The sequence below is a fragment of the Lentzea sp. NPDC051838 genome, assembly GCF_040681245.1.
In the GTDB taxonomy this organism is placed as follows: domain Bacteria; phylum Actinomycetota; class Actinomycetes; order Mycobacteriales; family Pseudonocardiaceae; genus Lentzea.
Genome location: NZ_JBFAYI010000011.1, coordinates 25435 through 49670, shown reverse-complemented (window position 1 = coordinate 49670; position 24236 = coordinate 25435). Strand labels below are relative to the sequence as shown.

The 24236-nt window shown below is 68.5% G+C and carries 25 protein-coding genes; 12 read left to right on the top strand and 13 right to left on the bottom strand.

All coding sequences use genetic code 11. The features are described from left to right. From AB0M24_RS23935 to AB0M24_RS23915, 5 genes are all read right to left on the bottom strand, one after another. On the bottom strand, nucleotides 1-600 hold the full coding sequence (locus AB0M24_RS23935) for a DsbA family protein (protein WP_363771733.1): 600 nt from the start codon (nucleotides 598-600) through the stop codon (nucleotides 1-3). Nucleotides 601-650: 50 nt separating this feature from the next. After that, complete coding sequence (locus AB0M24_RS23930) at nucleotides 651-1133, bottom strand: MarR family transcriptional regulator (RefSeq protein ID WP_363771730.1); 483 nt, start codon at nucleotides 1131-1133, stop codon at nucleotides 651-653. A gap of 10 nt (nucleotides 1134-1143) precedes the next feature. Beyond that, nucleotides 1144-1749 (bottom strand): helix-turn-helix domain-containing protein, encoded by a 606-nt coding sequence (locus tag AB0M24_RS23925; RefSeq protein ID WP_363771727.1) that lies wholly within the window; start codon nucleotides 1747-1749, stop codon nucleotides 1144-1146. Then, nucleotides 1746-2867, bottom strand: a complete 1122-nt coding sequence (locus tag AB0M24_RS23920; RefSeq protein WP_363771724.1) for a nucleotide disphospho-sugar-binding domain-containing protein — start codon at nucleotides 2865-2867, stop codon at nucleotides 1746-1748. Before AB0M24_RS23920 ends, AB0M24_RS23925 begins: the two co-directional genes overlap by 4 nt. Before the next feature lie 206 nt (nucleotides 2868-3073). Then, nucleotides 3074-4384, bottom strand: coding sequence for a DUF2252 domain-containing protein (locus AB0M24_RS23915; protein WP_363771721.1), 1311 nt, complete (start codon nucleotides 4382-4384; stop codon nucleotides 3074-3076). 332 nt (nucleotides 4385-4716) lie between these two features. Here AB0M24_RS23915 and AB0M24_RS23910 point away from each other — a divergent pair, with 332 nt between their 5' ends. Together AB0M24_RS23910 and AB0M24_RS23905 are read left to right on the top strand one after the other, a co-directional pair. Next, on the top strand, nucleotides 4717-5496 hold the full coding sequence (locus AB0M24_RS23910; protein ID WP_363771719.1) for a hypothetical protein: 780 nt from the start codon (nucleotides 4717-4719) through the stop codon (nucleotides 5494-5496). A gap of 17 nt (nucleotides 5497-5513) precedes the next feature. Continuing rightward, the gene (locus AB0M24_RS23905) at nucleotides 5514-5918 is read left to right on the top strand and encodes a hypothetical protein (RefSeq protein ID WP_363771716.1); all 405 of its coding nucleotides are present in this window, start codon (nucleotides 5514-5516) and stop codon (nucleotides 5916-5918) included. 41 nt (nucleotides 5919-5959) lie between these two features. Here AB0M24_RS23905 and AB0M24_RS23900 read toward each other — a convergent pair whose 3' ends face one another. Beyond that, the gene (locus tag AB0M24_RS23900; RefSeq protein ID WP_363771713.1) at nucleotides 5960-8119 is read right to left on the bottom strand and encodes a glycosyltransferase family 39 protein; all 2160 of its coding nucleotides are present in this window, start codon (nucleotides 8117-8119) and stop codon (nucleotides 5960-5962) included. Then, nucleotides 8116-9333 carry a bifunctional glycosyltransferase family 2/GtrA family protein gene (locus AB0M24_RS23895; RefSeq protein WP_363771711.1) on the bottom strand — a complete coding sequence of 406 codons (1218 nt, stop codon included), beginning with the start codon at nucleotides 9331-9333 and terminating at the stop codon, nucleotides 8116-8118. Before AB0M24_RS23895 ends, AB0M24_RS23900 begins: the two co-directional genes overlap by 4 nt. Before the next feature lie 157 nt (nucleotides 9334-9490). On the opposite strand from AB0M24_RS23895, the gene AB0M24_RS23890 reads away from it, so the two are divergent. The 3 genes from AB0M24_RS23890 to AB0M24_RS23880 are packed head-to-tail and all read left to right on the top strand — an operon-like array spanning nucleotide 9491 to nucleotide 12076. Further along, nucleotides 9491-10159 (top strand): response regulator transcription factor, encoded by a 669-nt coding sequence (locus AB0M24_RS23890; RefSeq protein WP_363771708.1) that lies wholly within the window; start codon nucleotides 9491-9493, stop codon nucleotides 10157-10159. After that, complete coding sequence (locus AB0M24_RS23885) at nucleotides 10156-11508, top strand: HAMP domain-containing sensor histidine kinase (RefSeq protein ID WP_363771705.1); 1353 nt, start codon at nucleotides 10156-10158, stop codon at nucleotides 11506-11508. Before AB0M24_RS23890 ends, AB0M24_RS23885 begins: the two co-directional genes overlap by 4 nt. A 16-nt stretch (nucleotides 11509-11524) precedes the next feature. Next, nucleotides 11525-12076 carry a TetR/AcrR family transcriptional regulator gene (locus AB0M24_RS23880; RefSeq protein ID WP_363771702.1) on the top strand — a complete coding sequence of 184 codons (552 nt, stop codon included), beginning with the start codon at nucleotides 11525-11527 and terminating at the stop codon, nucleotides 12074-12076. On the opposite strand, the gene AB0M24_RS23875 is transcribed toward AB0M24_RS23880, so the two are convergent. Continuing rightward, nucleotides 12073-12762: an SDR family oxidoreductase gene (locus AB0M24_RS23875; RefSeq protein ID WP_363771699.1), complete on the bottom strand. Its 690-nt coding sequence runs from the start codon at nucleotides 12760-12762 to the stop codon at nucleotides 12073-12075. The two genes, AB0M24_RS23880 and AB0M24_RS23875, sit on opposite strands and share 4 nt — an antisense overlap. A 111-nt stretch (nucleotides 12763-12873) precedes the next feature. Between AB0M24_RS23875 and AB0M24_RS23870 the strand changes: the two genes are divergently transcribed. Then, nucleotides 12874-14955 (top strand): M6 family metalloprotease domain-containing protein, encoded by a 2082-nt coding sequence (locus AB0M24_RS23870; protein WP_363771696.1) that lies wholly within the window; start codon nucleotides 12874-12876, stop codon nucleotides 14953-14955. Here AB0M24_RS23870 and AB0M24_RS23865 read toward each other — a convergent pair. The 3 genes from AB0M24_RS23865 to AB0M24_RS23855 are packed head-to-tail and all read right to left on the bottom strand — an operon-like array spanning nucleotide 14952 to nucleotide 17428. Beyond that, complete coding sequence (locus AB0M24_RS23865) at nucleotides 14952-15425, bottom strand: hypothetical protein (RefSeq protein ID WP_363771693.1); 474 nt, start codon at nucleotides 15423-15425, stop codon at nucleotides 14952-14954. The genes AB0M24_RS23870 and AB0M24_RS23865 overlap by 4 nt on opposite strands. A 32-nt stretch (nucleotides 15426-15457) precedes the next feature. Next, nucleotides 15458-15916 carry a hypothetical protein gene (locus AB0M24_RS23860; protein WP_363771690.1) on the bottom strand — a complete coding sequence of 153 codons (459 nt, stop codon included), beginning with the start codon at nucleotides 15914-15916 and terminating at the stop codon, nucleotides 15458-15460. 57 nt (nucleotides 15917-15973) lie between these two features. Continuing rightward, entirely contained in the window at nucleotides 15974-17428 is a 1455-nt protein-coding gene (locus tag AB0M24_RS23855) for an LLM class flavin-dependent oxidoreductase (protein WP_363771687.1), read from the bottom strand. 64 nt (nucleotides 17429-17492) lie between these two features. Here AB0M24_RS23855 and AB0M24_RS23850 point away from each other — a divergent pair, with 64 nt between their 5' ends. After that, on the top strand, nucleotides 17493-17987 hold the full coding sequence (locus AB0M24_RS23850) for a MarR family winged helix-turn-helix transcriptional regulator (protein ID WP_363771684.1): 495 nt from the start codon (nucleotides 17493-17495) through the stop codon (nucleotides 17985-17987). On the opposite strand, the gene AB0M24_RS23845 is transcribed toward AB0M24_RS23850, so the two are convergent. After that, on the bottom strand, nucleotides 17984-18265 hold the full coding sequence (locus AB0M24_RS23845) for a hypothetical protein (RefSeq protein ID WP_363771681.1): 282 nt from the start codon (nucleotides 18263-18265) through the stop codon (nucleotides 17984-17986). The two genes, AB0M24_RS23850 and AB0M24_RS23845, sit on opposite strands and share 4 nt — an antisense overlap. A gap of 77 nt (nucleotides 18266-18342) precedes the next feature. Here AB0M24_RS23845 and AB0M24_RS23840 point away from each other — a divergent pair, with 77 nt between their 5' ends. From AB0M24_RS23840 to AB0M24_RS23825, 4 genes are all read left to right on the top strand, one after another. Beyond that, nucleotides 18343-19413 carry a hypothetical protein gene (locus AB0M24_RS23840; RefSeq protein WP_363771678.1) on the top strand — a complete coding sequence of 357 codons (1071 nt, stop codon included), beginning with the start codon at nucleotides 18343-18345 and terminating at the stop codon, nucleotides 19411-19413. A gap of 5 nt (nucleotides 19414-19418) precedes the next feature. After that, the gene (locus tag AB0M24_RS23835; protein WP_363771675.1) at nucleotides 19419-19772 is read left to right on the top strand and encodes a hypothetical protein; all 354 of its coding nucleotides are present in this window, start codon (nucleotides 19419-19421) and stop codon (nucleotides 19770-19772) included. Between the two features lie 76 nt (nucleotides 19773-19848). Next, a complete protein-coding gene (locus AB0M24_RS23830; protein ID WP_363771672.1) occupies nucleotides 19849-21258 on the top strand; it encodes an alpha/beta fold hydrolase in 1410 nt (469 codons plus the stop codon). A 37-nt stretch (nucleotides 21259-21295) separates the two neighbouring features. Next, nucleotides 21296-21796, top strand: coding sequence for a hypothetical protein (locus AB0M24_RS23825; protein WP_363771669.1), 501 nt, complete (start codon nucleotides 21296-21298; stop codon nucleotides 21794-21796). Here AB0M24_RS23825 and AB0M24_RS23820 read toward each other — a convergent pair. Continuing rightward, nucleotides 21786-22508, bottom strand: coding sequence for a TetR/AcrR family transcriptional regulator C-terminal domain-containing protein (locus tag AB0M24_RS23820; protein ID WP_363771666.1), 723 nt, complete (start codon nucleotides 22506-22508; stop codon nucleotides 21786-21788). The genes AB0M24_RS23825 and AB0M24_RS23820 overlap by 11 nt on opposite strands. 111 nt (nucleotides 22509-22619) lie before the next feature. Between AB0M24_RS23820 and AB0M24_RS23815 the strand changes: the two genes are divergently transcribed. Further along, entirely contained in the window at nucleotides 22620-24176 is a 1557-nt protein-coding gene (locus AB0M24_RS23815) for an MFS transporter (RefSeq protein ID WP_363771663.1), read from the top strand. Nucleotides 24177-24236 lie beyond the last annotated feature (60 nt).

Here is a 24236-nt window from a genome sequence, read left to right as displayed (position 1 = left end):
TCAGCCGAGCTGAGCCAGGCGCTGTTCGATCTGCTCGGCCGAGGCGTGCCCGCGGGCGAGCACGAACCCGTCGTTGCCCCGCACGGCGATCAACGTCGGGAAGCTGCTGACCCCGAGTCGTGCCGCCACCGCGAAGTCGGTGTCGGGCTCGGCGGTCTTGAACGCCTGCACGACCTCGTCCGAGTCGAGGCCGAAGTCGTCGGCGATCTTCCGGTAGGTCTTGGCGTCGCTCAGGCTCAGTCCGTCGTGGAAGAACGCCTTCTGCATCGCGATCGCCAGCTCGGCGGCCTTCTCGGGTGCTGCCTGGCGCAGTGCGATCAGTCCGCGTGCGGCGGCCTCGGAGTCCATGACGAACGATCCCTCGTCGAGCACTGCGTTGAAGGCGTCGCCGAACCGCGCCCCGGTTCGCTCGGTGACCTGGACGTTCGCGCCCTTGATGAACCCGAACTCGCGGATCGGCACCCGCCGCTGCCCGGTGAAGAGGCCGCCGGACACGACGTCGACCTGCAGGTCCGGGTGCTGCGCGATGACCTCCTCCAGCGTGCCGGAGAAGGCGTGCGACCAACCGCAGTAGGCGTCGAAGACGTAGACGAGCTTCACGATGGGTACAAAGTATCTGACTCGTCAGATATTTCCCCTTGTGACCCGCGTCACTTCAGTGGTGGCAGGGCGTCCCTGGCGGCGTGGCTCAGCAGCTTGAGGTCCTCTGCGAACTGCTCCCGGTGACCCTCCGGCAGCGGGGCCAGGAAGTGCTGCTTGATGTTCGCCAGGTGCACGTTCGCCGCGTGCACGAGGGTTTTGGAGCCTTTGGACGTGAGCTTGGCCAGGCGGCTGCGCTTGTCGGTGGGATGCGGGGCGCGCTCGACGAGACCGTCGCGTTCCAGCCGGTCGATCACCCGCGTAGCGCCGCCCGTGGTCAGCACCTGCTCTTGGCTGATGGCGCGCATCGACAGCCCGGGCTCGCCGGCCCTCGCGAGGATCAGCAGCACCTCGAACTCCAGGTGCGTGATCCCGCACTCCTGCTCCAGCGCCCGGCCGAGCAGGTACTCCAGCCGGTTCGCGGCCCCCTGCAACCGCCCGAACGCGAGCATCAGCGCATGACTCGCCGCGTCCTGGGGTGTCTCGATGTCCACGGCTCCCCGCTCAGTGGGTGAAGATCGTGACGGCCTGCTGCGCCAGCCACCGCTCCGCATCGTCCCACGACCAGCCGCACTCCCTGACGAGCGTCCGCCACGCCCCGAACCCGAAGCAGAACCACAGCACGTCCGCGGCCTTCTCGACGCTCATGTTGAGAAGGCCTTTGTCCTGCAAGTGTTCCGCGACGTCTTTGAGGGCCCGCCGGTACTCCGACGTGCTCTGCTCCCACAGCGCGGCCCCGTCCTCGTGCACCGGGAACGCCCCGAAGAGCACGTCGATGACCTGCTGCTCGCCCTCGTTGCCCAGCCGGGTTCCCCTGGCCAGCAACGTGAGCGCCGTCGCCAGCCCGTCCGCCTCCCGGATCTTCGTGATCGTCGCCGACGAGTCGGCGCGGGCGATCGACTCGCCGACCACCTTGTGCAGGATCTCCGACTTGCTGCCCGCGCTCGAGTAGACCGTCTGCTGCGCCACCCCGGCCCGCTTGGCGATGTCGGCCACGGTCACGCGCGCATACCCGTTGGCGGAGAACAACTCCGCGGCCGCGCGCAGGATGTCCCGCCGGGTGTCGGCGGCATCCCGCGCGCGGCGCGGTGAGTGGTACGACCTCGTCATAGGCCAGATTCCAGCACGGCTGCCACCTCGTTCGCGTCCGGCATGGCGGCGATCTCCTTGGCGATCGTCGTGACGTTGTCCCGGAAGGTGGCATTCTCCAGCACGTCCAGCACAGCCGCTCGCAACGTCTCTGGCGTCTGCGACGGCGGGTCGAGCGCGATGCCGGCTCCTGCCGCCGCGACCCGTTCGGCCTGGAAGAACTGGTCCGCGCCCTGCGGCAGCACCACCAGCGGCACGCCCTTCATGAGCGCGGCCGACGTCGTCCCCGCCCCGCCGTGCGTCACCACGACGTCCACGCCGTCCAGCAGATCCTCCATCGGCGTGAACCCGACGAACGTCACCCGCTCGCCGTCGACGTCGAACTCCTCCGGCCTGGCCGCCAGCCCCAGCGTCACGACGACGTCCACGTCCAAAGTGGACAGCTCGCGCAGCAACGGGCTGAGCTTCTTCGGCTCACCGAACCACGTCCCGAACGTCACCAGCACGCGCGGCCTGTTCGACGCGGGCGGCTTGGTTCCGTTCTCGTTCGGCACGCGGAACGCCTCGGGCCGCAACGGCAACCAGCCCTCCGGCTGCTGCCACTCGTCCGCCCGCATCGATGCCGGCCACGTGTCCAGCAGCCACTTCCTCGGCTGCCACGGCAGACCCCGCGCCTCGTGCCGCGTGCGAGCCATGCCGTCCATCGCCTCGGTGAACACCGGCGGCAACGGCGGCCCGAACGCCAGGGTCGCCACCGGCACGTTCTGCGCGGCCGCCACCAACGGCCCCACGTAGTCGCACAACTCGGCCACGACGAGATCCGCCCGGAAGCCCTCTGTCGCCGCGAACGCCTCGTCCGCTGTCAGGTCGATCCGCGTGCCGGCGAAGAACTCGGCCACCGAGTCGGGCGTGGGCGCCTTGGCCGGGTCGGCCCCGGTGCGCCGCGCGACCTCGGCGAACAACGCGTCCGGCAACGGCCCGGCTGGGAGCAGCTTCAGCCCCTGAGCTGCGACGACCGGCTCCATGCCCGCCGCGGTCAGCACGGCCACCTCGTGCCCGCGCTGCTGGAACGCGCGGGCGAGGGGGAACAACGGCAGCAGGTGGCCGTGCTGCGGAACACTTGAGAAGAGGATGCGCATATTGATCAGAGTACGCCTCTAATGAATATGTGATCACGAAGTTGGGCAAACGTCGTGGTCGTATCGGGCCGCTGATCAGGTGGTCGAGCCGACGCCGTTGATTCGGCCTTCGCGGGATGTGTCGAGGGCGCTGCGGGTTGCCAACGTGCCCGCTCCCGGTGTGCGGGGGAGGGCACGGGGGACGTTGCGGTGGTGCCGGCCGCTGATCAGGCGGTGGAGCCCACGCCGTCGATCCGGCCCTCCCGGAACGCGTCCACGAACAGCCGGTGGTCCTCACGGGTCTTCTGGGCGTAGTCGAGCGCGAACGCGACCAGCGAGTCGGCGAACTCGGCCTCCCGGTCGCCGATCACCGCCGCGATCGCCTCCTCGCACTGGAAGGCGACGAGCGTCTGCGAGGAGTCCTCGTCCGCGACGCAGTGCATCTTGGCGGTGGCGCGGCCCAGGTAGTCGAGGACGGGCAGCATGTCCGCGGGCTCGGTGAGGTCGGACCAGTCCAGGTCGGCCTCGTAGGGCGAGAGCTCGGCGACGACGTACCCGGTGCCGTCGATCTGGGTGTGGCCGAGCCACGGGTCGGCGTGGGCCTGCAGGGCACGCTGGGAGACGGCGGTGCGATGACCGTGGTCGGTGAAGTACTCGCGGATGCGCGCATCGGCCACGATTCGCGACGGCGCGGCGATGTTCGCCTGCTTCATGGAGAGCACTACGTCGTTCTCCAGCGCCTGGGAGCGGCCCTCGACCAGGATGTTGTAGGCGTGCAGGCCCGCGGAGCCGATGCCGAAGCCGCTGCGGCCCACCACGTCCTTGATCGCGTAGGTGCGGCTCGACGCGCGCTTGCCCTTCGGAATGGTGTCCAGATAGGACTGGAAAGCCGCCTCGACGGCCTCGCGCACGGACGAGGTCAGCTCGTGGGTGCCTTCGCGGTCACGACGGAACGTGCGTTCGTAGTCGCGGATCGTGGTCTTCTCGCGCAGCAGGTCGATGCGGGTGGCGAGGCGGGCGCGTTGCAGGACGCGGTGCAGCACGCCCTCGGTGCTGTCGAGGCGCAGGCTGAAGAGCTCGTCGCCGGGCCGCGAGGCGAACGTGCGGACCTGCGTCACGTAGGCCGAGACGTAGGTGCGGATCAGGTCGGTGATCACGCTGTCCGGCAACGCCTTGCGCCACCCGAGCAGGGCCATCGAGGCGGCGAAGCGGCGGAGGTCCCACGTGTAGGAGCCGAGGTAGGCCTCGTCGAAGTCGTTGACGTCGAAGACGAGCGTGCCCTCGGCGTCCATGTAGGTGCCGAAGTTCTGCGCGTGCAGGTCGCCCTGGATCCAGATGCGGCTGGTGCGCTCGTCGGTCCAGTCGTCGGGCATTTCGGCCATGTCGGCGTAGAACAGGCACGCGCTGCCTCTGTAGAACGCGAACGGTTCTGCCGCCATCTTGCGGAACTTGTGCCGGAACGCGGCGGGGTCGGAGGACCACAGTCCGCTGAAGGCCTCTTCGAGCACACTGACAATGCGGTCACCGCGATCGGACATGGTGTGCCTCCCTCTCTCGCTCCTGAGGACGCAGATCCCAGCACGAGGATGCGTGTGGGTACCCGTGCGCGAGCAAATTTCTCCTCCAGTTCGGTCCGCGTTGGCGAAGGAACGTGAACGAACCGGGTATTCGGGCAGGAATCGAGAAGCGACCGGACCACAGGGAGACCTAGCGTCGAAGGCATGTGCTTCATGTTCGGAGCCAGCAAGGAACAGATCCGCTGCGTGCTCGGGCTCGACGACGAGGAGGAGGAAGCGCCGGTCGCCCCGGAAGACGAAGACTGGTCGCAGGACTAGGGATCCGGCTCGTGCCCGGCAGTTGACTGCTGGGCATGAACGGATCGATGTCCCGCCGGAGCATCCTCACCGCAGCCGCGGCGGGCTCAGCGGCGGTTCTGCTCGGCACCGGCCACGCCCAGGCGGCGACTCTCGTGACGCAGAGCGAGATCAACTCGCAGCCGACCTTCTACGAGGTGAACGGCGCCCAGACGTCGTTCCGCTACGAGCCCGGCTTCTACTCGCGGCTGGAGACGTGGCACGTCCACTGGCGCAACTGGACGCCGTACCACTGGACCGCGCCGCACAAGATCTACTCGTACGGCGCGTACGTGAACAAACCCGGCATGCACGGCGAGGGTCGCGCGTTCGACCTCGCGCGGCTGCTCATCACGAACCGCGACACGGGCGCGATGTTCACCGCGTTCAACGGTCGTTACGACCAGTGGCGCAACCTCACCGGTGACGCCCTGCGCACCGCGCGCATCCGCTACTGGGGCACGGTCGCGTCGCTGCACTACCACTTCCGGCACGTCATCTCGTACCTGGACAACGCCGAGCACCACAACCACGTGCACATCGACAACGCCATCTCCGGCAGCGGCGACTCCAGCTTCAACACCGGCTCGGCCACGCAGACGTACTTCGTCCAGGCCGCGTGCCAGTACATCTGGGGCTACTCCACGGGAATCGACGGCGACTGGGGCCCGCAGACCCAGCGCGACTCGTCGGCCGCCCTCGTCCGGGCCGGGTCCGACGGCGTGATCACCACACAGAGTCGCTGGCTGGCGTTCTGCCAGGCCAGTGCGAAGCAGGCATGGGCACTCGTGCCCTGACGAAGGGGGAGGAAACGATGAAGCGAATTCTCATCGCGCTCGGTCTCGCGGCCGCAGCGCTCATGTCGACCGCGGGCATGGCCAACGCGTCGGCCGCGGGCGACGTCGAGATCCAGGGCGGTTGCGTCGGCGCCATCTGCGGCTCCGTCATGAACGAGAGCAGCGTCTACATCTACGCGATCAAGGACTTCGACGCCAACGGCCCGGCGCCCGGAACCGAGTGGCGTTATCTGGCTCCGGGCCAGGAGACTCCGCGCAACCAGGACTGGGACGGCTTCTGGGTTCCCTGCAACGCATCCGGCCGGATCGCGGCGTGGCTGCCGCCCGGCTTCTGGTCGTGGAGCGACTTCTCGTTGCCCGCCAGCTACTGGCGGAAGATCTCGACCCACGAGGACGCGCACGTCCGCAGCCAGCGTTGCTGAAAGCCGTGCGCCCCAGAACGTTTCTGGGGCGCACCACCTTTCTACGCGTGGCACTCCATGAGGGTTTGGGTGCCACCGCCGTAGTTGCTCGGGTCCACAGTGGAGCAGTGCTGCTCGATCCACTGCTGACGGCCGTTGCTGTCCCGGCCGCCACCAGGGCCGCCGCGGTCACCGCCGCTGAGCACGAACTTCAGCTTGCCCTCGGTGACCCACTGCTGCAGCTGGTCGACCGACGGGGCGTTGTCCGAGCCGGAGAAGCCGCCCATGCCGATCACCACCTCGTCGGTGTTCATGATGTACGGCGAGGCTGCTTGTGCTGAGCCCGCGACGGCGAGGGTGATCTCGGCGCCGTTGCCGTGTTCCTTGGCGTAGGCCAGGATCCGCTTCTGCTCGTCGGTGAGCTCGCGTCCGCCGCCCGGTCCGCCCATCATCTGGCCGCGGTTGCCCCGCTGAGGCGTCTGGCCGTTGGGGGTTTGGCCGTTGGGGGTTTGGCTGCCATTCGGTGGCTGCGCGCCGTTGGGCTGTTGCGTGCCGTTGGGCTGCTGCTGCGTGCCGTTCTGCGGCTGCTGGCCGTCCGTGAAGATCTGGAAGCCACCACCGCCCTGCACCGCAGGCCCGGCGGCGGGCATGACGCCGTTCTCGCCGCCCGTCGCGGCCGTGGCCGTCGACCACACCGCCGGCACGAGCAGCACCGCGACCAGCCCGGCCACCAGCCCGGCCCGGCGCAGGCCGACCAGGAGCACGACGATCGCCACCGCGGCGACCCCGAGCACGGCCCAGCGCGTCCAGCCGTGGAACGACGTGTCCCGCGACACCACCACGAACGCCCAACCGGCCGTGATCGCGATCCCCAGCGGCAACAGGAACCGCACGAAGCTCTTGGCCCGCCAGAACATCATCAGCCCGGCCGCGCTGATCGCCGCGACCGCCGGAGCGAGCATCGTCGTGTAGTACGGGTGGAAGATGCCCTGCGCGAAGCTGAACACCACGGCCGTGACCAGCAGCCAGCCGCCCCACATGAACCAGCCGGCGCGTTCGGCCGGGTTGCCGGGTACGCCACGGCGCCACCGCAGGATGCCCGCGACGGACACCGCGACCAGCACCAGCAGGCACAACGGCAAGAGCCACGAGATCTGGCCGCCGACGGAGGCGTCGAACATGCGGGTCGCGCCTGGTTGGCCGCCGAACATCGCACCGCCGCCGGGACCGCCGAACTCCATGGGGCCTTGGCCAGTGGGAACCTGGCCAGAGGGCAACTGGCCGGACGGGACCTGGCCCGACGGCATCTGGCCCGACGGCACCTGACCAGCAGGCATCTGACCGATCGTCCGACCGGATCCGCCACCCCGGTTCCCGTCGCCACCGAACACCCGGCCCAGCCCGTTGTACCCGATGATCAGATCCCAAGCCCCACCATCAGTGCTGCCACCGATGTACGGCTTCGAACCGGGCCACCAAGCATGCAGCGCCACCCACCAGAACGACGACGCCACCAGCACCCCGCCCGCCGCCAGCAGGTCGAGCACCTTCCGCTTCCACGGCATCGACGTCCCGACCAGGTACGCCAGGAAGAAGCCCGGCACCACGATCCACGCCTGCAGCATCTTCGTCAGGAACCCGCACCCGATGAAGAACGCGCACCACAACAGCCATCGGGTCCGCGGACGGCTCTCCGAAGACTTGACCGACCTGGTGAAGGCGTAAGCGGCGGCCACCAGGAGCAGCACCAGCAAGGTGTCCGGGTTGTTGTCCCGGTTGATCGCGACGGTGATCGGCGTCAACGCCAGGATCAACGCGGCGAGCAACGCCACCTTCTCGTCAGCCCACAGACGAACCGTGCGGTGCAACAGGAACACCGCCGCCACACCTTCGATCACCTGCGGCAGCAACACCGCCCAGCCGTGGAACCCGAACACAGCCACCGAAAGGGCTTGAGGCCACAACGCCATCGGCGGCTTGTCGACGGTCACCACGCCGTACGGGTCGAACGAGCCGAACAGGAAGTTGGTGAACGACGTGGACATCGACTTCGCTGCAGCCGAGTAGTAGGCGTTGCCGACCTGGCCGGCCCCGATCGCCCACACGTACAGCGCACCCGCGACCACGCAGATCGCGACCAGAGCCCATACGTGCCAACGAGAAGGCTTTGAGTCGGAGACCGGTGAGTCAGCCGGTGCGGCCACTTCCGCAGTGGCGGTCATGCCGTTTCCTTTCGGTTGTCCCGGCGGAACACCCAGCTCCGCAACAGGAAGAAGCGCCCCACCGTGCCGAGTGCCGACGAGCCGAGCAGCACCGCCAGCTCCAGAGCACGCGACGGGTCGGGGGAGGCCGCGTGCAGTACGAGCAGCGCGGCCGACGTGAACGCGTAGTAGAGGCCGAACACCACGAAACCCTGCAGGTGCGTCTTGCCGCGGGTGGTGTTGCGGGCGGTGAAGGTGAAGCGCCGGTTTGCCTCCGTGTTGAAGAGCGTTGTGATGACCAGCGCGACGAGGTTCGCCGCGAGCACCGGCCACCAGAGCCGGAAGACGCCGTACAGAGCCAGGTTCGCCAGCGTGGAGATCACGCCGATCACCGCGAACGACAGCATCTGCCAGGAAAGCCCGCCCTCGCTGCGGCTCAGCACGGCGTCGGGATGGATGGCCCGCGGCTGGGGTCGTTGCGGCAGCCCGCGAACCAGAGCGGTTCCGTTGGCCTTGGCGCGTGCCACGCGGATCAGCCCCTTGATGTCGTCGACCGCGGTGCCCATCACGTCGACCCGGCTGTCCACGTCCTCGACCCAGTCGACCGGCACCTCGTGCACGCGCAGACCGTTGTGCTCGGCCAACAAGAGCAGTTCCGTGTCGAAGAACCACGCCTCGTCGCGCGCCTGTCCGAGCAACGGCCGGATGACGTCGGTGCGCGCCGCCTTGAAGCCGCACTGCGCATCGCTGAACCGCGCGCCGTGAGTCCACCGGATCAACGTGTTGTAAGCGCGCGAAACCAGCTCACGCCGAGGACCGCGAACCGTCCGCGAACCAGGTGCGAGCCGCGACCCGATGGCGAGGTCGGAGTGGCCGTTGAGCAGCGGCGCGACCAGCGGCAGCAGCCCGTCGAGCCCGGTCGAGAGATCGACGTCCATGTACACGACCACGGCTGCCTCGGAGGCGCCCCACGACTCGCGCAGAGCGAGGCCGCGGCCCTTGCGGTCGAGGTGGTGCACGCGCACCCGTTCGTACCGGGTCGCCAGCTTCGAAGCCACCTCCAGCGTCCGGTCGGTGCTCGCGTTGTCGACGACCACGATCGACCAGTCGAAGGGGAACTGCTCGCTCAGGAACGCGTGCAGCACCTCGACGCAACCGGGCAGTGCGCGTTCCTCGTTGTAGACGGGGATCATGATGTCCACCGTTCCCGTGGCTTGCGCGGTGCTCACCGCCATGTCATCTCCGTTCCACTGTGGACACAGCGCTGTGACCGTTGTGCAACCGAGACTGCTGAGGTGGTCGTGAGAACGTCCTTGGCTTCTGCTGAGAGATTCGTGAGAGGTGGCCGAGTCGCACAGCGGACTCACAGACTCCGGCCTTACCTTCAGTTCCATGAGACTGCTCGTGGTGGACGACGACCCCGACGTGCGGGACAGTCTGCGGCGCAGCCTCGAGTTCGAGGGCTACGAGGTCACGACCGCCGCGGACGGTGCCGAGGCGCTGCGCCGGCTCACCGGCGTTGACCTGGCGATTCTCGACCTGATGATGCCGAACGTCGACGGTTCGGAGGCGTGCCGGCGGCTGCGGGCAGCGGGAGAGCGCTTGCCCGTGCTGATGCTGACGGCACGGGACGCGCTGGGCGACAAGGTCACCGGTCTGGACGCCGGTGCCGACGACTACCTGGTCAAACCGTTCGCGCTGGAGGAACTGCTGGCCCGCGTCCGGGCGCTGCTCAAGCAGAACCGGAACCGGGCGGAGACCCCGTCGGAACTGCGATTCGCTGATCTTGCCCTGGATCCGCAGGCCCGCGAGGTCACCCGCGCCCACGAGCGGCTAGACCTGACGCCGACCGAGTTCGACCTCCTCGCCGTGTTCCTCAAGGAGCCGGAACGGCTGCTCACCAAGCAGCACCTCAAGCACGCCGTGTGGGGGCACGACCAGGGCACCAACAACCTCGACGTGTACATCGGCTACCTGCGCCGCAAGACGGAGGCGGGTGGCCGTCCCCGCCTGCTGCACACCGTGCGCGGCCTCGGATTCATCCTGCGTGAGTCGTCGTGAAAGCGCCGGTGTTGTTGCGCAGCAAGCTCGCGTTGATCACCGCTTGTGTGGTGGCGGTGGCGATCGCGGGGATCAGCGTCGTCACCTGGCTCGCCACCGAGCACAACCTGCGCACCCAGCTCGACAAGTCGATGCTGGCGAGCGCGCCTCCGGGGCTGAACCGTCCGCCGAGACCGGGTGATCGCCGCGACTTCAAGCTGACCTGCGACGACGGCCAGGGGCCGCCCGCCGACGGTCTGCAGCAGGTGCTCCAGGGCATCCAGACCCTCAACGCCGACGGCACCACGTGCTCACCGCCCGGCGTCGACCCGGCTGTCACCACCGATGCCGACTTCGTGGACACCACGACGTTCCGCGACGGGGTGACCAAGTCCGGAACCGAGGCACGGCTGCTGCTCATGCCGGTGGGCAACGGCAAGGTCGTGATCCTCAGCCGCAGCCTCGGCGAGATCAACGACACGCTGGCCGCGCTCGCGGGAATGCTGGTGGGCGTGTCGATCTTCGGCGCGCTGGTGGTGGCGGCCGTCGGCCAGTGGTTGACCCGGCGCGCGCTCGCCCCGATGGAACGCCTCACCGAGACCGCCGAGCACATCGCTCGCACCGAGGACCTGACGACGCCGGTCACCGTCTCCGGCCAGGACGAGGTCGGGAGGCTCGGCCGCGCGTTCACGTCGATGACCGCCGCCCTCGCCGAGTCCAGACGCCGGCAGAAGGACCTCGTCAACGATGCCGCGCACGAGCTGCGGACCCCGTTGACGTCGTTGCGCACCAACATCGACCTGCTCGTGCTCAGCGAACGCACCGGCCGTGAGCTGCCCCAGCGCGGGGAGGTTCTCGACCGGCTGCAGGCCCAGAGCCGTGAGTTCAGCGACCTGGTCACCGAGCTCGTGGTGCTGGCCCGCGACGACCGCGAGCTGGCGCGCGACCCGGTCGACGTCGCCGAGGTGATCGACAGGGCCGTCAAACGCGCTCGCAGCCGTGCGCACGACCACGTCTTCGACGTCGACCGCTCGGACTGGACCGTGCTCGGCGACGCGGCCGCACTCGAACGCAGCGTGCTGAACCTGCTGGACAACGCGGTGAAGTTCGGCCCGGCCGGCTCGAAGATCACGGTCCGCTCCCGGCCCGGCTGGCTCACCGTGACCGACGAAGGCCCTGGAGTGCCTGTGGAGCACCGGGAAGCGGCGTTCGAACGGTTCTGGCGCGCGCCCGCCGCCCGTGGCATGCCCGGATCCGGTCTGGGGCTCGCGATCGTGGCGGACATCGTGGCGGTGCACGGAGGTTCCGCGCGGTTCCTGCCCAACGGCCGGGGCGCCTCGGTCCGCCTCAACCTGCCGTGTGAGACCTAGAGGTATCATCGCAGGTATGGCAGGCACTCGGGACGCGAAGCAGCGCGTGATGGACGCGACGGTCGAGCTGATCCGCGAGGGCGGGTTGCGCGCGGCGGCTCCGGCGGCGATCGCGGAACGGGCCGGTGCGGGCAAGATGTCGCTCTACCGGCACTTCGAGGGCAAGGACGAGCTCGTCGCCGAGGCGTTGCGCGGATTCCTGCCGGAGCAGCTCGCGTTGTTGCTGGGGGACTGGGACGACCCCGATCCGCGGCAGCGCGTCCTCGGCGTGTTCGACCGGCTCGCGGACCTCGCCGACAACGGCACTTTGAGTGCCTGCGTCTACGTCGGCACGCTCCTGGAAACCGGCGCGGATCACCCGGCGGCGTCGTTGGCGGCCGAGTACAAGGACCTGGTCGCCGGCGCCTTCACCAAGGCTGCGAAGGAGATGGGGCACTCCGACCCGGAGACGGTCGGCCGCATGATCGCGATCCAGGTCGACGGAGCTGTGGTGCACGGCCTCGTTTACGGCGACTCGCGTCCGTTGAAGGACGCGCGCCGCATTGTCGAGATGTTGCTGGACAGCTAGGGCTGGAAAGCCGTCACGGCCTCGATGCCGCCGCCCAGCGCCACCCTGGTGTCGCGGGTGAACTGGTCCGCGAGCACCTCGATCCGGTTCTCCCGCAACGCTTCCACGGTCTGCGCAGCCAGATCCTGAGCGGTGATCTTCGGCGCCGACGTCCAGGCGCTGAAGTCCGTGTCGACGAACCCGCAGTGCACGCCGACGACCAGCGTGTCCGGCAGTCCGAGGCGCAGCGAGTTGGTCAACGACCATTCGGCGGCCTTCGAAGCGGCGTAGCCAGGTGCGTAGGCCATCGGCCACCAGGAGACGACCGACAGCACGTTCACCAGTGCTCCAGCGGCCAACCTCGGCGCGAAGGCTCGGGCGATCTCCCACGGCCCGAACACGTTGGTCTCCATGATCTCCCGCGCGGTGCTCAACGGTCCGCTGAGCAGCTGCGCCTCGCCGCCGCCCATGCCCGCGTTGTTGACGACGATGTTGACGTCCTGCGCGAGCTCGGCCGCCGCGGCGATGTCCTCGGGGTTGGTCACGTCGAGCTTCAGCGGCGTGAGCCTCGGGTCGGTGATCGTCTCGGGCTTGCGCGCGCCCGCGTAGACCTTCTTCGCGCCGTTCTCCAGCAGTGCCAACGCGATGGCGTGTCCGATACCCCGATTGGCCCCGGTGACGAGCGCGACGGATCCCTCGATCTGCATGACTGCCTCCTGCGGTTATGAGACCTGAAGGTCTCGTGAGACCTCAAGGTATCATAAGGTGCCGACGATCGGCCGTGGCTGAGGCGGCGTGGTCTGCACCACGGTGGGCACATGGATCGCTCACACCGGCGCCCTGCCCTGCTGATCACCGCGCTCCTGTCGATCGCGATGGTCACCGCCGGCAACTCGGCCGCAGCTCCCGAACAGCCAACTCACCCGTGGCAGTACGACCACTGGCCTCAGCAGCAGCCCTGGCAGCAGACCAGAGACAACGCTCGCGTGGCCGCCCTCAACGGTTTTCCCGGCCCGATCGACCCGCAGAACTGGGTCAACCCCGACCACATGACGTGGGAACGGGACTACAAGAAGATTCCCGGCACGAACTGGTCCGACCCCGCGGCGCGTGGTTCGGTGCGCAACTTCAAGGGCGCGCTGGTCCTGCTGGACTACCCGAACCAGCCGTTCGTCGTCACGCAGCCCAAGAACTCCACGGTGTTCGGCAACCCGAGCGCCGAGGCGAACGGGGTGCCGCGGGCGCAGGTCGCGCAGTTCTACCAGGACTTCCTCAACAAGCCGAACACCCTCAACCGCGGCCACACCGTGCACGAGTACTGGATGGAGACCTCCGGCGGGCGCTACGGCGTCGAGCTGAAGGCGTTCGGCCCGTACACGATGCCGGGCAAGGACCACGAGTACGCCATGGAGTTCCAGGGCGGCACCGGCTGTCCTGCCGGTGACTCGTGCAACCGCAACATCCGCACCGACGGCCGTGCCGCGTGGGTCGCCGACGTCGGCAGCGGGGTGCCGGCGGGCTACGACTTCATCTACTACCTCTCCGCCGGTCAGGACGAGTCAGGGACCTGGCAGGAGTTCGGGATGATGAAGTTCCGCACCAAGGAGGACGTCACCGACGCCTTCGGCCCGCCCGATCCCGCGCTGCCCAACTGGTCGAAAACCCGTTACGTCGACTGGACTTCGTGGGCCGCGGGTTCGAGCATCTGGCCCAACGCGGGCGGTGGCTCGTCGACTCAGGCCGAAAGTTCCGGCCAGGGCGTGTACGCGCACGAGCTGAGCCACATCCTCGGCATCGGCGACAACTACAACAACCCGTACGGCACCCCGCCGCGTCGTGACTACAGCGGCCCGTGGGACATGCTGTCGCGCGGTTCGTTCAACGGCCCCGGCGGCCCGCACTCGCGCTGGACGATCCCGGCGACCGGTGGCGCGTCGTTGGGCGCACAGCAAACCCTGCGCAACAAGATCAAGCTCGGGATCGTCGACGAGAAGAACGTCCTGCGCCTGTCCAGGGAAGCGCTCTCAGGTTCCGGTGCGGTGATCGCGAAGATCACCGCTCGTGAGGTCAACCCCGGAGCTTCTGGTCTGACCGGCATCAACCTGGCGCTCAACGCCGACCGGACGCCGTCGTGCAACGTCAACACCAACCCGTTCTGCGACGGCGGTGGTTACAACAACTACACGCTCGAAGTCGTCGACCGGATGGGCGCGGACTCGTTCACGCCGGACGCGGGTGTGTTGCTGGCCAAGACGAAGAACCAGGACGCGGCACCGTTCACGTGGGTGATCGACTCCAACCCGCAGGACATCGGCATGACCGACTACGTGCTGCCCGACGGCACGCGCGTCCCGATCACGGTCGGCGACTACCGGCAGCTGTCGGACGCGCTGTTCCACGCGGGCACGAACTCGGGCAGCGAGTACGAGTTCGTCGACACGGCCAACCGTCTGCACTTCTACATCCTCGACGTGCAACGGGATGCGCGCGGCGTGCTGTCGTACACCGTGGCCATCCGCTCGTTGGACGGCGCGGGCCCGCAACAGCGCGGCGTGCAGGTCATGCCGGGCACGTCGAGCACGCAGGACGGCGTGGCGACGTGTCGCTTCCCGGTGGTGAACACCGGTCGCGCCGCTCCGCCGACCTCGCAGCACCCCGAACCCGTCACCCAGTACATCGACGGTGATGTCTACCGGGTGACGGCGACGGCGGCGAACGGCTGGACCGTCTCGGTGCCGAACGCGTTGGCCACGGCCAAGTTCGGCGGCACCGTCAACGTCGCGGTGCACGCGCAGCGGGGCAGTGGGCCGGTGTCGTCGAAGGTGACGCTGACGGCCGTGTCCGAGAGCAACCCGTTGAAGCAGGCGTCCGCGACCTGCACGGTGGTCTCGGCCCGTTAGATCGACTCGTCCAGGTGCGCTTCCCACACGGCGTTGGCTTCCGTGTGGGAAGACGCACCGACGAAGAACGCTTCCCCCAGCGGGGCGAGGTCTCCGTCCCAGTCCAGGAACTTCGGCTTGTGCACGGCGAACCCGTGCTCGGCCGGCCGGTACGGAATCGCGACCCGCAGGCCCTGCCGGTACGCGCCGTACTCGACCGCCTCGATCAGCAGCGCGTCGGTCTTGCCGTGCTCCAGGTCGATGTAGCCGTCGGCCACCAGCACCGCGCCGACCCAGCTCGGATCGCCGTCCGCCAACGCGTCCTGGCCCGCGCGGGCACCTTCCGCGTAGTCGTCGTACATCAACCGGTCCATGCCGTACTCGCCGGCGGCGTGCTGGTAGCCGAGCAACGGGACCAGCGTCTCTCCCTCTGAGACGCACCAGACTCCGTGGGCGGCGAAGAACCCGGCCAGCCGGGCTGTCTCGATCATGGCGGCCACCCTGCCAGGCGTGGCCGCGGATTTCAGCGAGATCGCACAGATCGGCGGCGTTGTTGCTGGGGGACGGGCCCGGACGTCAGCATCACGAAGCACCCCAGCAGCAAGATGGCGCCGCACCCCACCCACGTCCACGTGCTGACCGCGGAAACCGGTGCGGGCACACCGATCGCGAACAACAGCAACGGCATGCCCAGCGCGTAGCAGACCCCGGCGGCGAACAGCCGGCCGCTTCCGTTGACCAGCAATGGAACGGCCGCGATTCCGGCGAGCACGGCGAACACGAGCCACGCGTACGTCAGTCCTGAGTGGAGCGCCACGGTCACGTCCAGGCCGTCCTTCGCCCGGATCGCCTGCTCGGTCTCGGTCTCGTGGCTGAACCCGACGGCGGCCCGTGTGCCCGCGGCAGCCGCTGTGACCACCAGCGACGCACCCAGAATCGTGCGACCGCGCCGGACCGGATCCACTCGCTTCCTGGTGTCCACGCACCACAGTCTCCGGGCATCCGTGTGCTTTGCGTTGCCGCACACGCCCAGGTGCACTCAGTAGTGGTACGGAATCCGCGCCATCGGTTCGACCAGCTCGCGCTCCTCATAGGACAGATGGGACAGCAGGGTGTCCGTGAGCACGTCCACGGCGTCCTGCAGGTCGACGATCTTCTTGGGCTCGGCGACCATCGCCACGAGCGTCGCGTCGACGCGTTCCAGCACGTCGTGGATGACGTGGTGCTCCTCGGTCAGCCGGTCGAGCACGGGCCCGAGCCGTTCGTCTCCGCGCCGCAGCTGCGGGTACAGCGACCTGTCCTCCAGCGAGTGGTGGATCGTGATCAGCCGGCAGTAGCTCTCGCAGTACGCGCCCATGGTCCAGTTGTTCTGACGCATGGTCATCGTGTTGATCTCCGACCTCGCGGCGCCGACCCCGAGCGTGCCGTCCGCGACCTGCTGGACCAGGTCGCGAACCTTGTCCAGCTCGTGCCGCAGGTGGTCGTGCACGTCGATGAGCTGCTGCCCGTGCGCACGGCCGGTGGCGGTGTAGACGGCGTCCGGATCGCGTTCCGGCCCGGTCGGACGCTTCGACTCGTCCCACAGGCGTTCCTGGGAGAACCGGATGCCGTTGTCCGGCGTCGGGAAGACCCCGAGCCGGCCACCGGCTTTTGGGTTTCGTTCCTCTTGGACGATCTCTCGCACGGCCGGCGCGGTCTCCTCGGCGAACCGGCGCAGGTCGTCGTCGCCGTCGACCACGAGGATGAACCCGCTGATGCCGTGGGTCAGCGCGAGCTCGGCGAGCTGTTCGGCGCTGAACTCGCCGCCGATGTTGTAGAGCCTGCGGATGTCTTTTGGTGATCGTCCGGACTCTTGTGCGGCCTCGTCGATGATCGCGTTCATCTCGGGCAACTGGTCCGGCGTCGCGTACGAGGCGGACGGCAGCCATCCGTCGGCTTTCCGACCGGTGAGCTTCAGCATCCTGGGCTTGTAGGCGCCGAGCCAGATGCCGATGTCGTGCGCGGGGAACGGTCCTGGCCGAGCCCCGTTGAGCTCGTAGTGCTTGCCCTGCAACCGGATCCCGCGTCCTGGAGTCCACAGTGTCCTGATCACGTCGATCGCCTCTTCGAGCGCCTCGACGGACTCGGCCGGCGTGCGGCGCGGCCCGTCCATGGCGGCGATGGCGTCCCAGAACGCCCCGGCCCCGAGTCCGAGCTCGACCCGGCCGCCGGTGATGACGTCGAGACTTGCCGCGGCACGGGCGAGCATCGCGGGTGGCCGGAGCGGCAGGTTCGCGACGTTGGGGAAGACGCGCACGTTGGACGTGGCCGCGGCGATGACCGACAACGACGTCCACGTGTCGAGGAACGTCGAGTTGTACGGATGGTCCTGGATGCTCACAAACTCCAGTCCGAGCACGTCAGCGGCCTGCGCGAGCCGCAAGGTGTCGCCGAACCGGTCGGCGGCGGGCGGCAGGAACACGCCGAACTCGATCGAGTGGCCGTAATCTGGCATGCCGAAAGTATGCCACACAGATGTTCTGTCAGGCAGACGTTCTGTCGCGGCTATGATTGAGTGCGTGACCGCCCTCGACGAAGACTTCGGCTTCACCCTCGGCGTGGTCTTCCGCGCCTACGTGAAGGCGACGAACGTGGCGGTGGGCGACCTCCCCGGCGGCCACCGCGGCTACCAGATCCTCACCGCCGCGGTGCGCGACCAGCCCGAAAGCCAGTCGGCCCTGTGCCAGCAGTTCGGCATCGACCGCACGGTCATGACCTACCTGCTGGACGACCTCGAACGCGCGTCGCTCGTCACCCGCCAGGCCGCGCCCACCGACCGCCGCACCCGCCTGGTCGTGGCCACCGAAACCGGCCGTGCCCGCCTGGCCGCGCTCGACCTGCGGCTGCGGCACGCGGAGGCGCACGTGCTGGCCGGGTTGTCGGCTGAGGACCAGGCGAGCTTGAAGGCGTTGCTGTCCAAGCTGGCCGTGCACGCGAACGCCGCGGACCCGGTGGACAGCGCTTGTCAGGTCGTGCAGGACATCGCGGCGAGCACGCCGCCGTCGGGTCGTTAGTCGCCCAGCACCGCGCGAATCAGTCCCGCACTGCCGAAGATCAGCAGGAGCGCGAGCAACCCCCAGCCGGCCCGCGTGCCGAGCAGTCCGGGGCTCGGCGCCTCCTGTTCGCGCGCCCTGGCGTTGAGGGCTTCCGCTCGCAACACGCAGGCCAGCGCGCCGAGCCAGATCACGAAGGCCGCCAGGAACACCCAGTGGCCGAAGATCCCGCCCGCGAGCAGTCCGATGAGGATCGGCGCGAACACGGCGATCCACAACGTCCGCTTCCACCTGGTCAACGCCCACCGCCCGCATTCAAGAAAACCGTCAAGGACCCCTTTCTATCCTCCGTGGACAGACCCAGGAGGAGGGGGACGTGGACTTCCACGCGTCACCGGCCGTCATCGCGGACTTCGCGGTGGTTCTCGGCAAGCAGGAGGAGCACTCGGAGTCCGCCGAGCGGTACGCCAAGGCGCATCTGGAGATCACCGACCAGCAGGACGGGATCATCGCCGAGTTCCTCACCGAGCACGACGCGCTGCAGCAGCAGATCGGCGAGGCGCTGGCCCAGCTGACGGCGGTGTGCAAGACGAACGCCATCGAGATGGCCAAGACGGCCAAGTACTACCGCACGACGGACGAGGCCACCGCGCGGAGCTTCGAGAACAAGCTGCCGGACGTGCCTCACCCGTCGGTGCAGCCGTTCGTCGGGCCGTTCGTGCTCAGGGAAACGATGTTCCCGGAGGGCAGGCTGACTCCGCCGCAACCCGCCGAAGAGCCGCTCGACCCGATGGCCGTGGTGGACGCGCTGAACAACCTCGTCAGCCCCGGCTACTGGGTGGCGAACGTGCTGGACGTCCTCATCGGCGTCAACCCCGCCGAGTGGGTCAGCAAGCAGATCGCGGGGGACTGGGAGGCGTTCAGCAAGTGCTGTGGCGGGTTCAACTCGCTCGGCTTCTTCTGCAGCGACGTCGGCCGCAACGTCATGGACAACCACCGCCTGCTGCTCAACGCGTGGAGCGGCAAGGCCGCGGACGGGTCCTACGCGTACTTCCAACGGCTGCAGACGTCGTTGGAGCAGCACAAGGACGCCTTCGTGAAGCTCAAGGAGGAGTACGAGAAGGTCGCGGCGGGGGTGCGGGAGTTCGCCAAGGTCGCGGGTGATCTCGTGCAGGACATCTTCGACAAGGTCTTCTGGATCACCGTCGAGGCGATCGCGGGCGGGGTGATGGCCGAGAGCGTCGTCGCGCCCGCCGTGCTGTGGTCGGTGGCCGCGTGGCAGTGCATGAAGGTCATCGAGACGTGGAGCAAGATCGGTGAGCTCTTCCAGGTGATGTCGCAGATCGTCCGGACGGCCAAGGCCGAGATCCTGTTGGTCATGAGCGACAACGGTTTCAAGGCCCACCCGCTGCCCGGTTCGTACGGGCACCCGGCCCTCACGAGGTGAGCGAAGTGACGGAGATCGGCCTCGAGCGGCACCAACGCCGGCTGCTCACCGAACTGGCCGCGAACGAGAAGAGCCCGGTGCTGGCCGAGATGGCGAAGGAGCTGCTCGCCGGACGCCTGACCCCGGCACAGATCCTGAGCAGCCGGGCCTACGACGAGGCTCTCGGCCCCGGTGCGGAAGCGCTCTCCTCCTGGTACGCCACCACGTCCGAGGAGGAGAGGCAGGCCAAGGCCGAGCAGGGCCACGCCGAGTTGGTGCGGCTCGCCGAGGACGAGCCAGTGCCCTCGAAGCCGCGGTTCCGTGCACCCGAACCTGACCAGGACATGACCGAGCAGACCTGGTCACGCGACTCGTGGTGATCCGCCTCAGGTAGGACGCGCGGATCATCCGTGCGCATGATCCGCGCGCACAGACGACATTCCTACGCTCAGCCAGGTGTCGAACTCTCTACGCGCCGCTGCAGTGGCGCTGCTGGTCGTTCCGCTCGTGACCGTCCCGGCCGCCAACGCGTCCACATTGGACTGGCGGCCGTGCCGGCAGGTCCACCGGAACTGGTACCCCGACGACGATCGCAGCGAGTGCGCGAAGGTCACCGTGCCGCTCGACCGCGCCCGCCCGCACGGCCGCACCATCGACCTCGCCATCAGCCGCATCAAGGCCACCGACCGGAAGAAGCGGCGTGGTGTCCTGCTGCTGAACCCCGGCGGCCCCGGCAACCAGGGCATCGGCATGCCGTTCGACCTGACGAAGACGAAGTTCGCCGACCTGAACACCGACCACGACCTCATCGGCTTCGACCCGCGCGCGGTCGGGTTCAGCGGTGGCGTCGAGTGCGAGGCCACGCCGGAGGACGGACCGGAGCCGGATCCGCAGGCGAGCCAGGAAGTGCAGTTCCGGCAGGACTACGAGCGCAACGCGCGCACGAACGCCCGCTGCGTCGGCTACGACCGCGAGCTGCTGACGAACCTGTCCACCAGGGCCGTCGCCGACGACGTGGACAGCATCCGTGCCGCACTGGGCGAGCGGAAGATCAGCTTCTTCGGCATCTCCTGGGGCACCGCGCTGGGCGCCGTCTACCGCAGCCACCACGACAACCGCGTCGACCGCATGCTGCTCGACTCCGTGATGCCCGCGGACTTCACCCTGGAGACGATGAACCTCGGCTCGTCCGCCGCCAAGCAGGCCAACTACGAGGTCCTCGCCGGCTGGCTCGCAGAGCGCGACGCGACGTACCACCTCGGCACCACGTCCGAAGCCGTGACGAAGACGATCGCGGACCTGCTCGCGCGGCCGGGCAACGGCAGGTTCGCGGCGTTGCTCTCGTACAAGCGCTCGGTGTGGCCGCAGGTCGGCGAGTCCTTCGCGGCGCTGCGCACCGGCGGTGTGCCGCCGTTGACCGGAAACGAACCGGAGAACGAGGGTTTCGGCCTGACTCCGGTGTCCTACGGCGGCCTGCTGATGCAGCGCGCCGTGGTGTGCAACGACCAGGGGAAGGCGCCGGACGTCGACGAAGCGTGGCGGCAGCAGCAACACCGCCAGGAGAAGTACCCGTTCTTCCGCAACGGCCACGGGTACGGGAACTGGTGCGCGGGCTGGCCGTTGCCCGCGACGCCGTGGCAGCTGAAGCGGACGACCAGCTCTCTGCAGCTGTCCGGGCACAAGTACGAGACCACCACGCCGCACGTCTTCGCACAGCAGATCCAGCGGAAGATCGGCGGTGCGCTGCTGACCGTGGACGACGGCGCGCACGGTTCGTTGTGGGTCGTCGACTGCGCCGAGCAGGCTGTCCGGTACTTCCGCACCGGGCAGACGTTCTCCGGCACCTGTCCCGGGACGACTGGCTGACTTCCCTAACAATGTTCGTTAGGTTAACCTCGAGTGCATGCCACTGATCGCTGGTCCCCAGTTGCTGCGCCTGCCCGACGTGACCGACCTGCACGCGGACCTCGTCGCCGGCGAGATCCGCGTGTCGGAAGGTCCGTCGTTCGTCGACGTCAGCCGCGTCGCGGGGCCGCCGATCGCGGTCGAGCACGCCGGCGGGGTGCTCAAGATCGCTCAACGCAAGCGCATGTTCCGCTGCACGGTCGTGGTGCACGTCGGCGTCGCGCCCGGTGCGAAAGTCGCGATCCGCACGGTCAGCGCGCACGTCGTGGTCAGGCTGGACGGCACGCTGGACGTCGAGACGGTGTCCGGCGACCTCGAAGTCGCGATGAACGCGGGCGTGATCCGGTTCGGCAGCGTCTCGGGCGCGGCGAACGCGGTGCTGGGCAAGGACTGTCGCTTCGACGGACGGACCGTCTCCGGCGACCTCGCGATCACCGGGTGCACGCCGGAGCTGGTCAGCGTGGCCACCACGAGCGGCCGGGTGCGGGTCAGTGCCTGATGCGCGCGGCCATGCCGGTGAGCAGGCAGTCGAGGCCGAACTCGAACCTGTCGTCGTTGCTCGGGCCGGTCAGCAGCCCCGCCAGGGCCACGGTGTGCGGGAAGTCCTGATCGGACAGTTCCTCGATCTCGGCGCGCACCGCCTCCAGGTACGCCTGCACCGGCTCGCCGCGCGCGACCTGGGCGGACATCGGCGCGGTTTCCCAGAGCACGAAGCCGTGCACGAAGACCATGGTGTCGTACAACGCGTACACGACCGACTGATCGTCCAAACCGGACTGGCGCAGCCAACCGAGCAGGCGCTCCAGGTGGGCGAGCACGTGCGGGCCGAGCACGAACCGGTTCGCGAGGATCTGCGCCGAGTCGCGCCGACCGGCCAGGTGAGCGCGGAACGCGTGCGCGAAACGCCACAGGTTGTCCCGCCACGACGGGCTTTCCTCGATCTTGCTGAGGTCCATGTCGGCGAAGAGGACCTCGGCCAGCAGGTCGACCAGTTCGTCCTTGTCCTTCACGTGCCAGTACAGCGACGCGGCCTGGATGCCGAGCTCGTCGGCGAGCTTGCGCATCGTCAGCTTCTCGATGCCGTCCTTGTCCACCAGCCGAAACGCGGCCTCGACGACGTCGTCCAGCGTGATCGGCGCGCGCTGGGTGCGCTTGGTGCGCAACCGGCGCCTGGCGAGCGTCCGGGAACGCGCGTCGGACGGGTCGGTCATGGGGATCTCCCGGACGGGATCTGAAAAGTCGGTTTCGGCGAGCCAAAGGCTACCACTGTTCTGGTAGCCTAACGGCGTTAGAGAAACGAACGTTGTTAGAGGGGTGGGGGAGTGTCCACACGACAAGCACGACAAGAACGACGAGAGAGCAACCGCTACCTGGTCCTGACCGTGCTCTGCGTGCCGCTGGTGCTCACGATGCTGCAGAGCACCGTGCTGTCGACGGCGCTGCGGGCGATCCAGCTCGACCTGCACGCGAGCATCACCGACGTGCAGTGGATCGTCGCCGGCTACTCGCTGACGTTCGCGGCGCTGATGCTGACCGCGGGCACGTTCGGCGACATCCACGGCCGCAAGAAGGCGTTCGTGCTGGGGCTCCTCGTGTTCCTGGCCGGCGCGGTGGCCTCCGCGCTCGCCACGAGCGTCCCGTTGCTGATCGGCAGCCAGCTCGTCATGGGCTTCGGCGCCGCCTGGATCACGCCGACCTCGCTCGCCATCATCAGGGACGTCTTCACCGACCCGAAGCAACGCGCGGGCGCCATCGGCATCTGGGCGGGCATCGGTGGTGCGGCCGTGTCGATCGGTCCCGCCGTCGGTGGTCCGATGGTGGACGCCTGGGGCTGGCAGTCGATCTTCTGGATGTACGTGCCGATCGCCGTGCTCGGCCTGATCGCCTGTGTCGCCTACCTTCCCGAGTCGGTGACGGACGGCAGCCGCCGCCTGGACCTCGCGGGCACCGTCCTCTCGATCGCCTGGATCGCCGCCGTCGTGTATGGCACGATCGAGGGCCCGCGCCGAGGCTGGACCGACCAGTGGGTGCTCGGCGCCTACGCCGTCGCGCTGGTGCTGTTCGTCGTGTTCATCGTGGTGGAGCTGCGGTCGAAGGACCCGATGCTCGACCTGCGGACGTTCCGCGACAGCGGGTTCACCGGCTCGGTGTTCGCGGGCTTCGCCGTCTACTTCGGACTGTTCGCCATCACCTACTACATGATGATCTGGCTGCAGAACATCCTCGGCTGGTCGGCGAGCGGCGCGGGTCTCGCGATCCTGCCCGCACTGCTGCTGTCCATGGTCGCCGCACCGATCGCTGGCTGGATGACCTCGAAGTTCGGCGGCGGGATCCCGTTGTCGCTCGGCCTGGTCGCGGCCGCGCTCTCCTTGTGGGGAGCCACCTTCTACGGAGTGGGCGCGAGTCTCGCCGACTACTGGTGGGTCGTGCTGCTGATCGGTGTCGGCCTGGGTCTCACGCTCACTCCGATCTCGGTGGTCGTGATGAGCAGGGTGCCTGCTCGCAGCGCGGGCATGGCCTCCGGTGCGGCGAACGCCATCCGGCAGCTCGGCGGTGGCATCGGCATCGCCGTCCTGGGCGCGTTGCTCACGGACCGGATGACGACCTCGACCTCGGACCGGCTCACCGCGATGCACCTGCCGGAAGAGGTGCGCGCCAAGGTCGTGGCCGGGATCTCGTCCGGTGCGTCGTCGGCCAGCAGGCAGGGCGGCCCGATCGGCGACGCGGTCAAGCTCGCGTTCGTGGACGGCCTGCACCTCGCCGAGTACGTGGGCGCGGCCATCCTGCTCGGTGCGGCCGTGATCACGCTGATCCTGGTCGGCCGCAAGGGATCCGAAGACATCGCCTCCGATCGAACCCCCGCGGCTGCCCGCAGGTGATCGGCAGGCGAACGAGGGCGGCGAGCATCCCCCCGCTCGCCGCCCGACCCCCATCCCGTC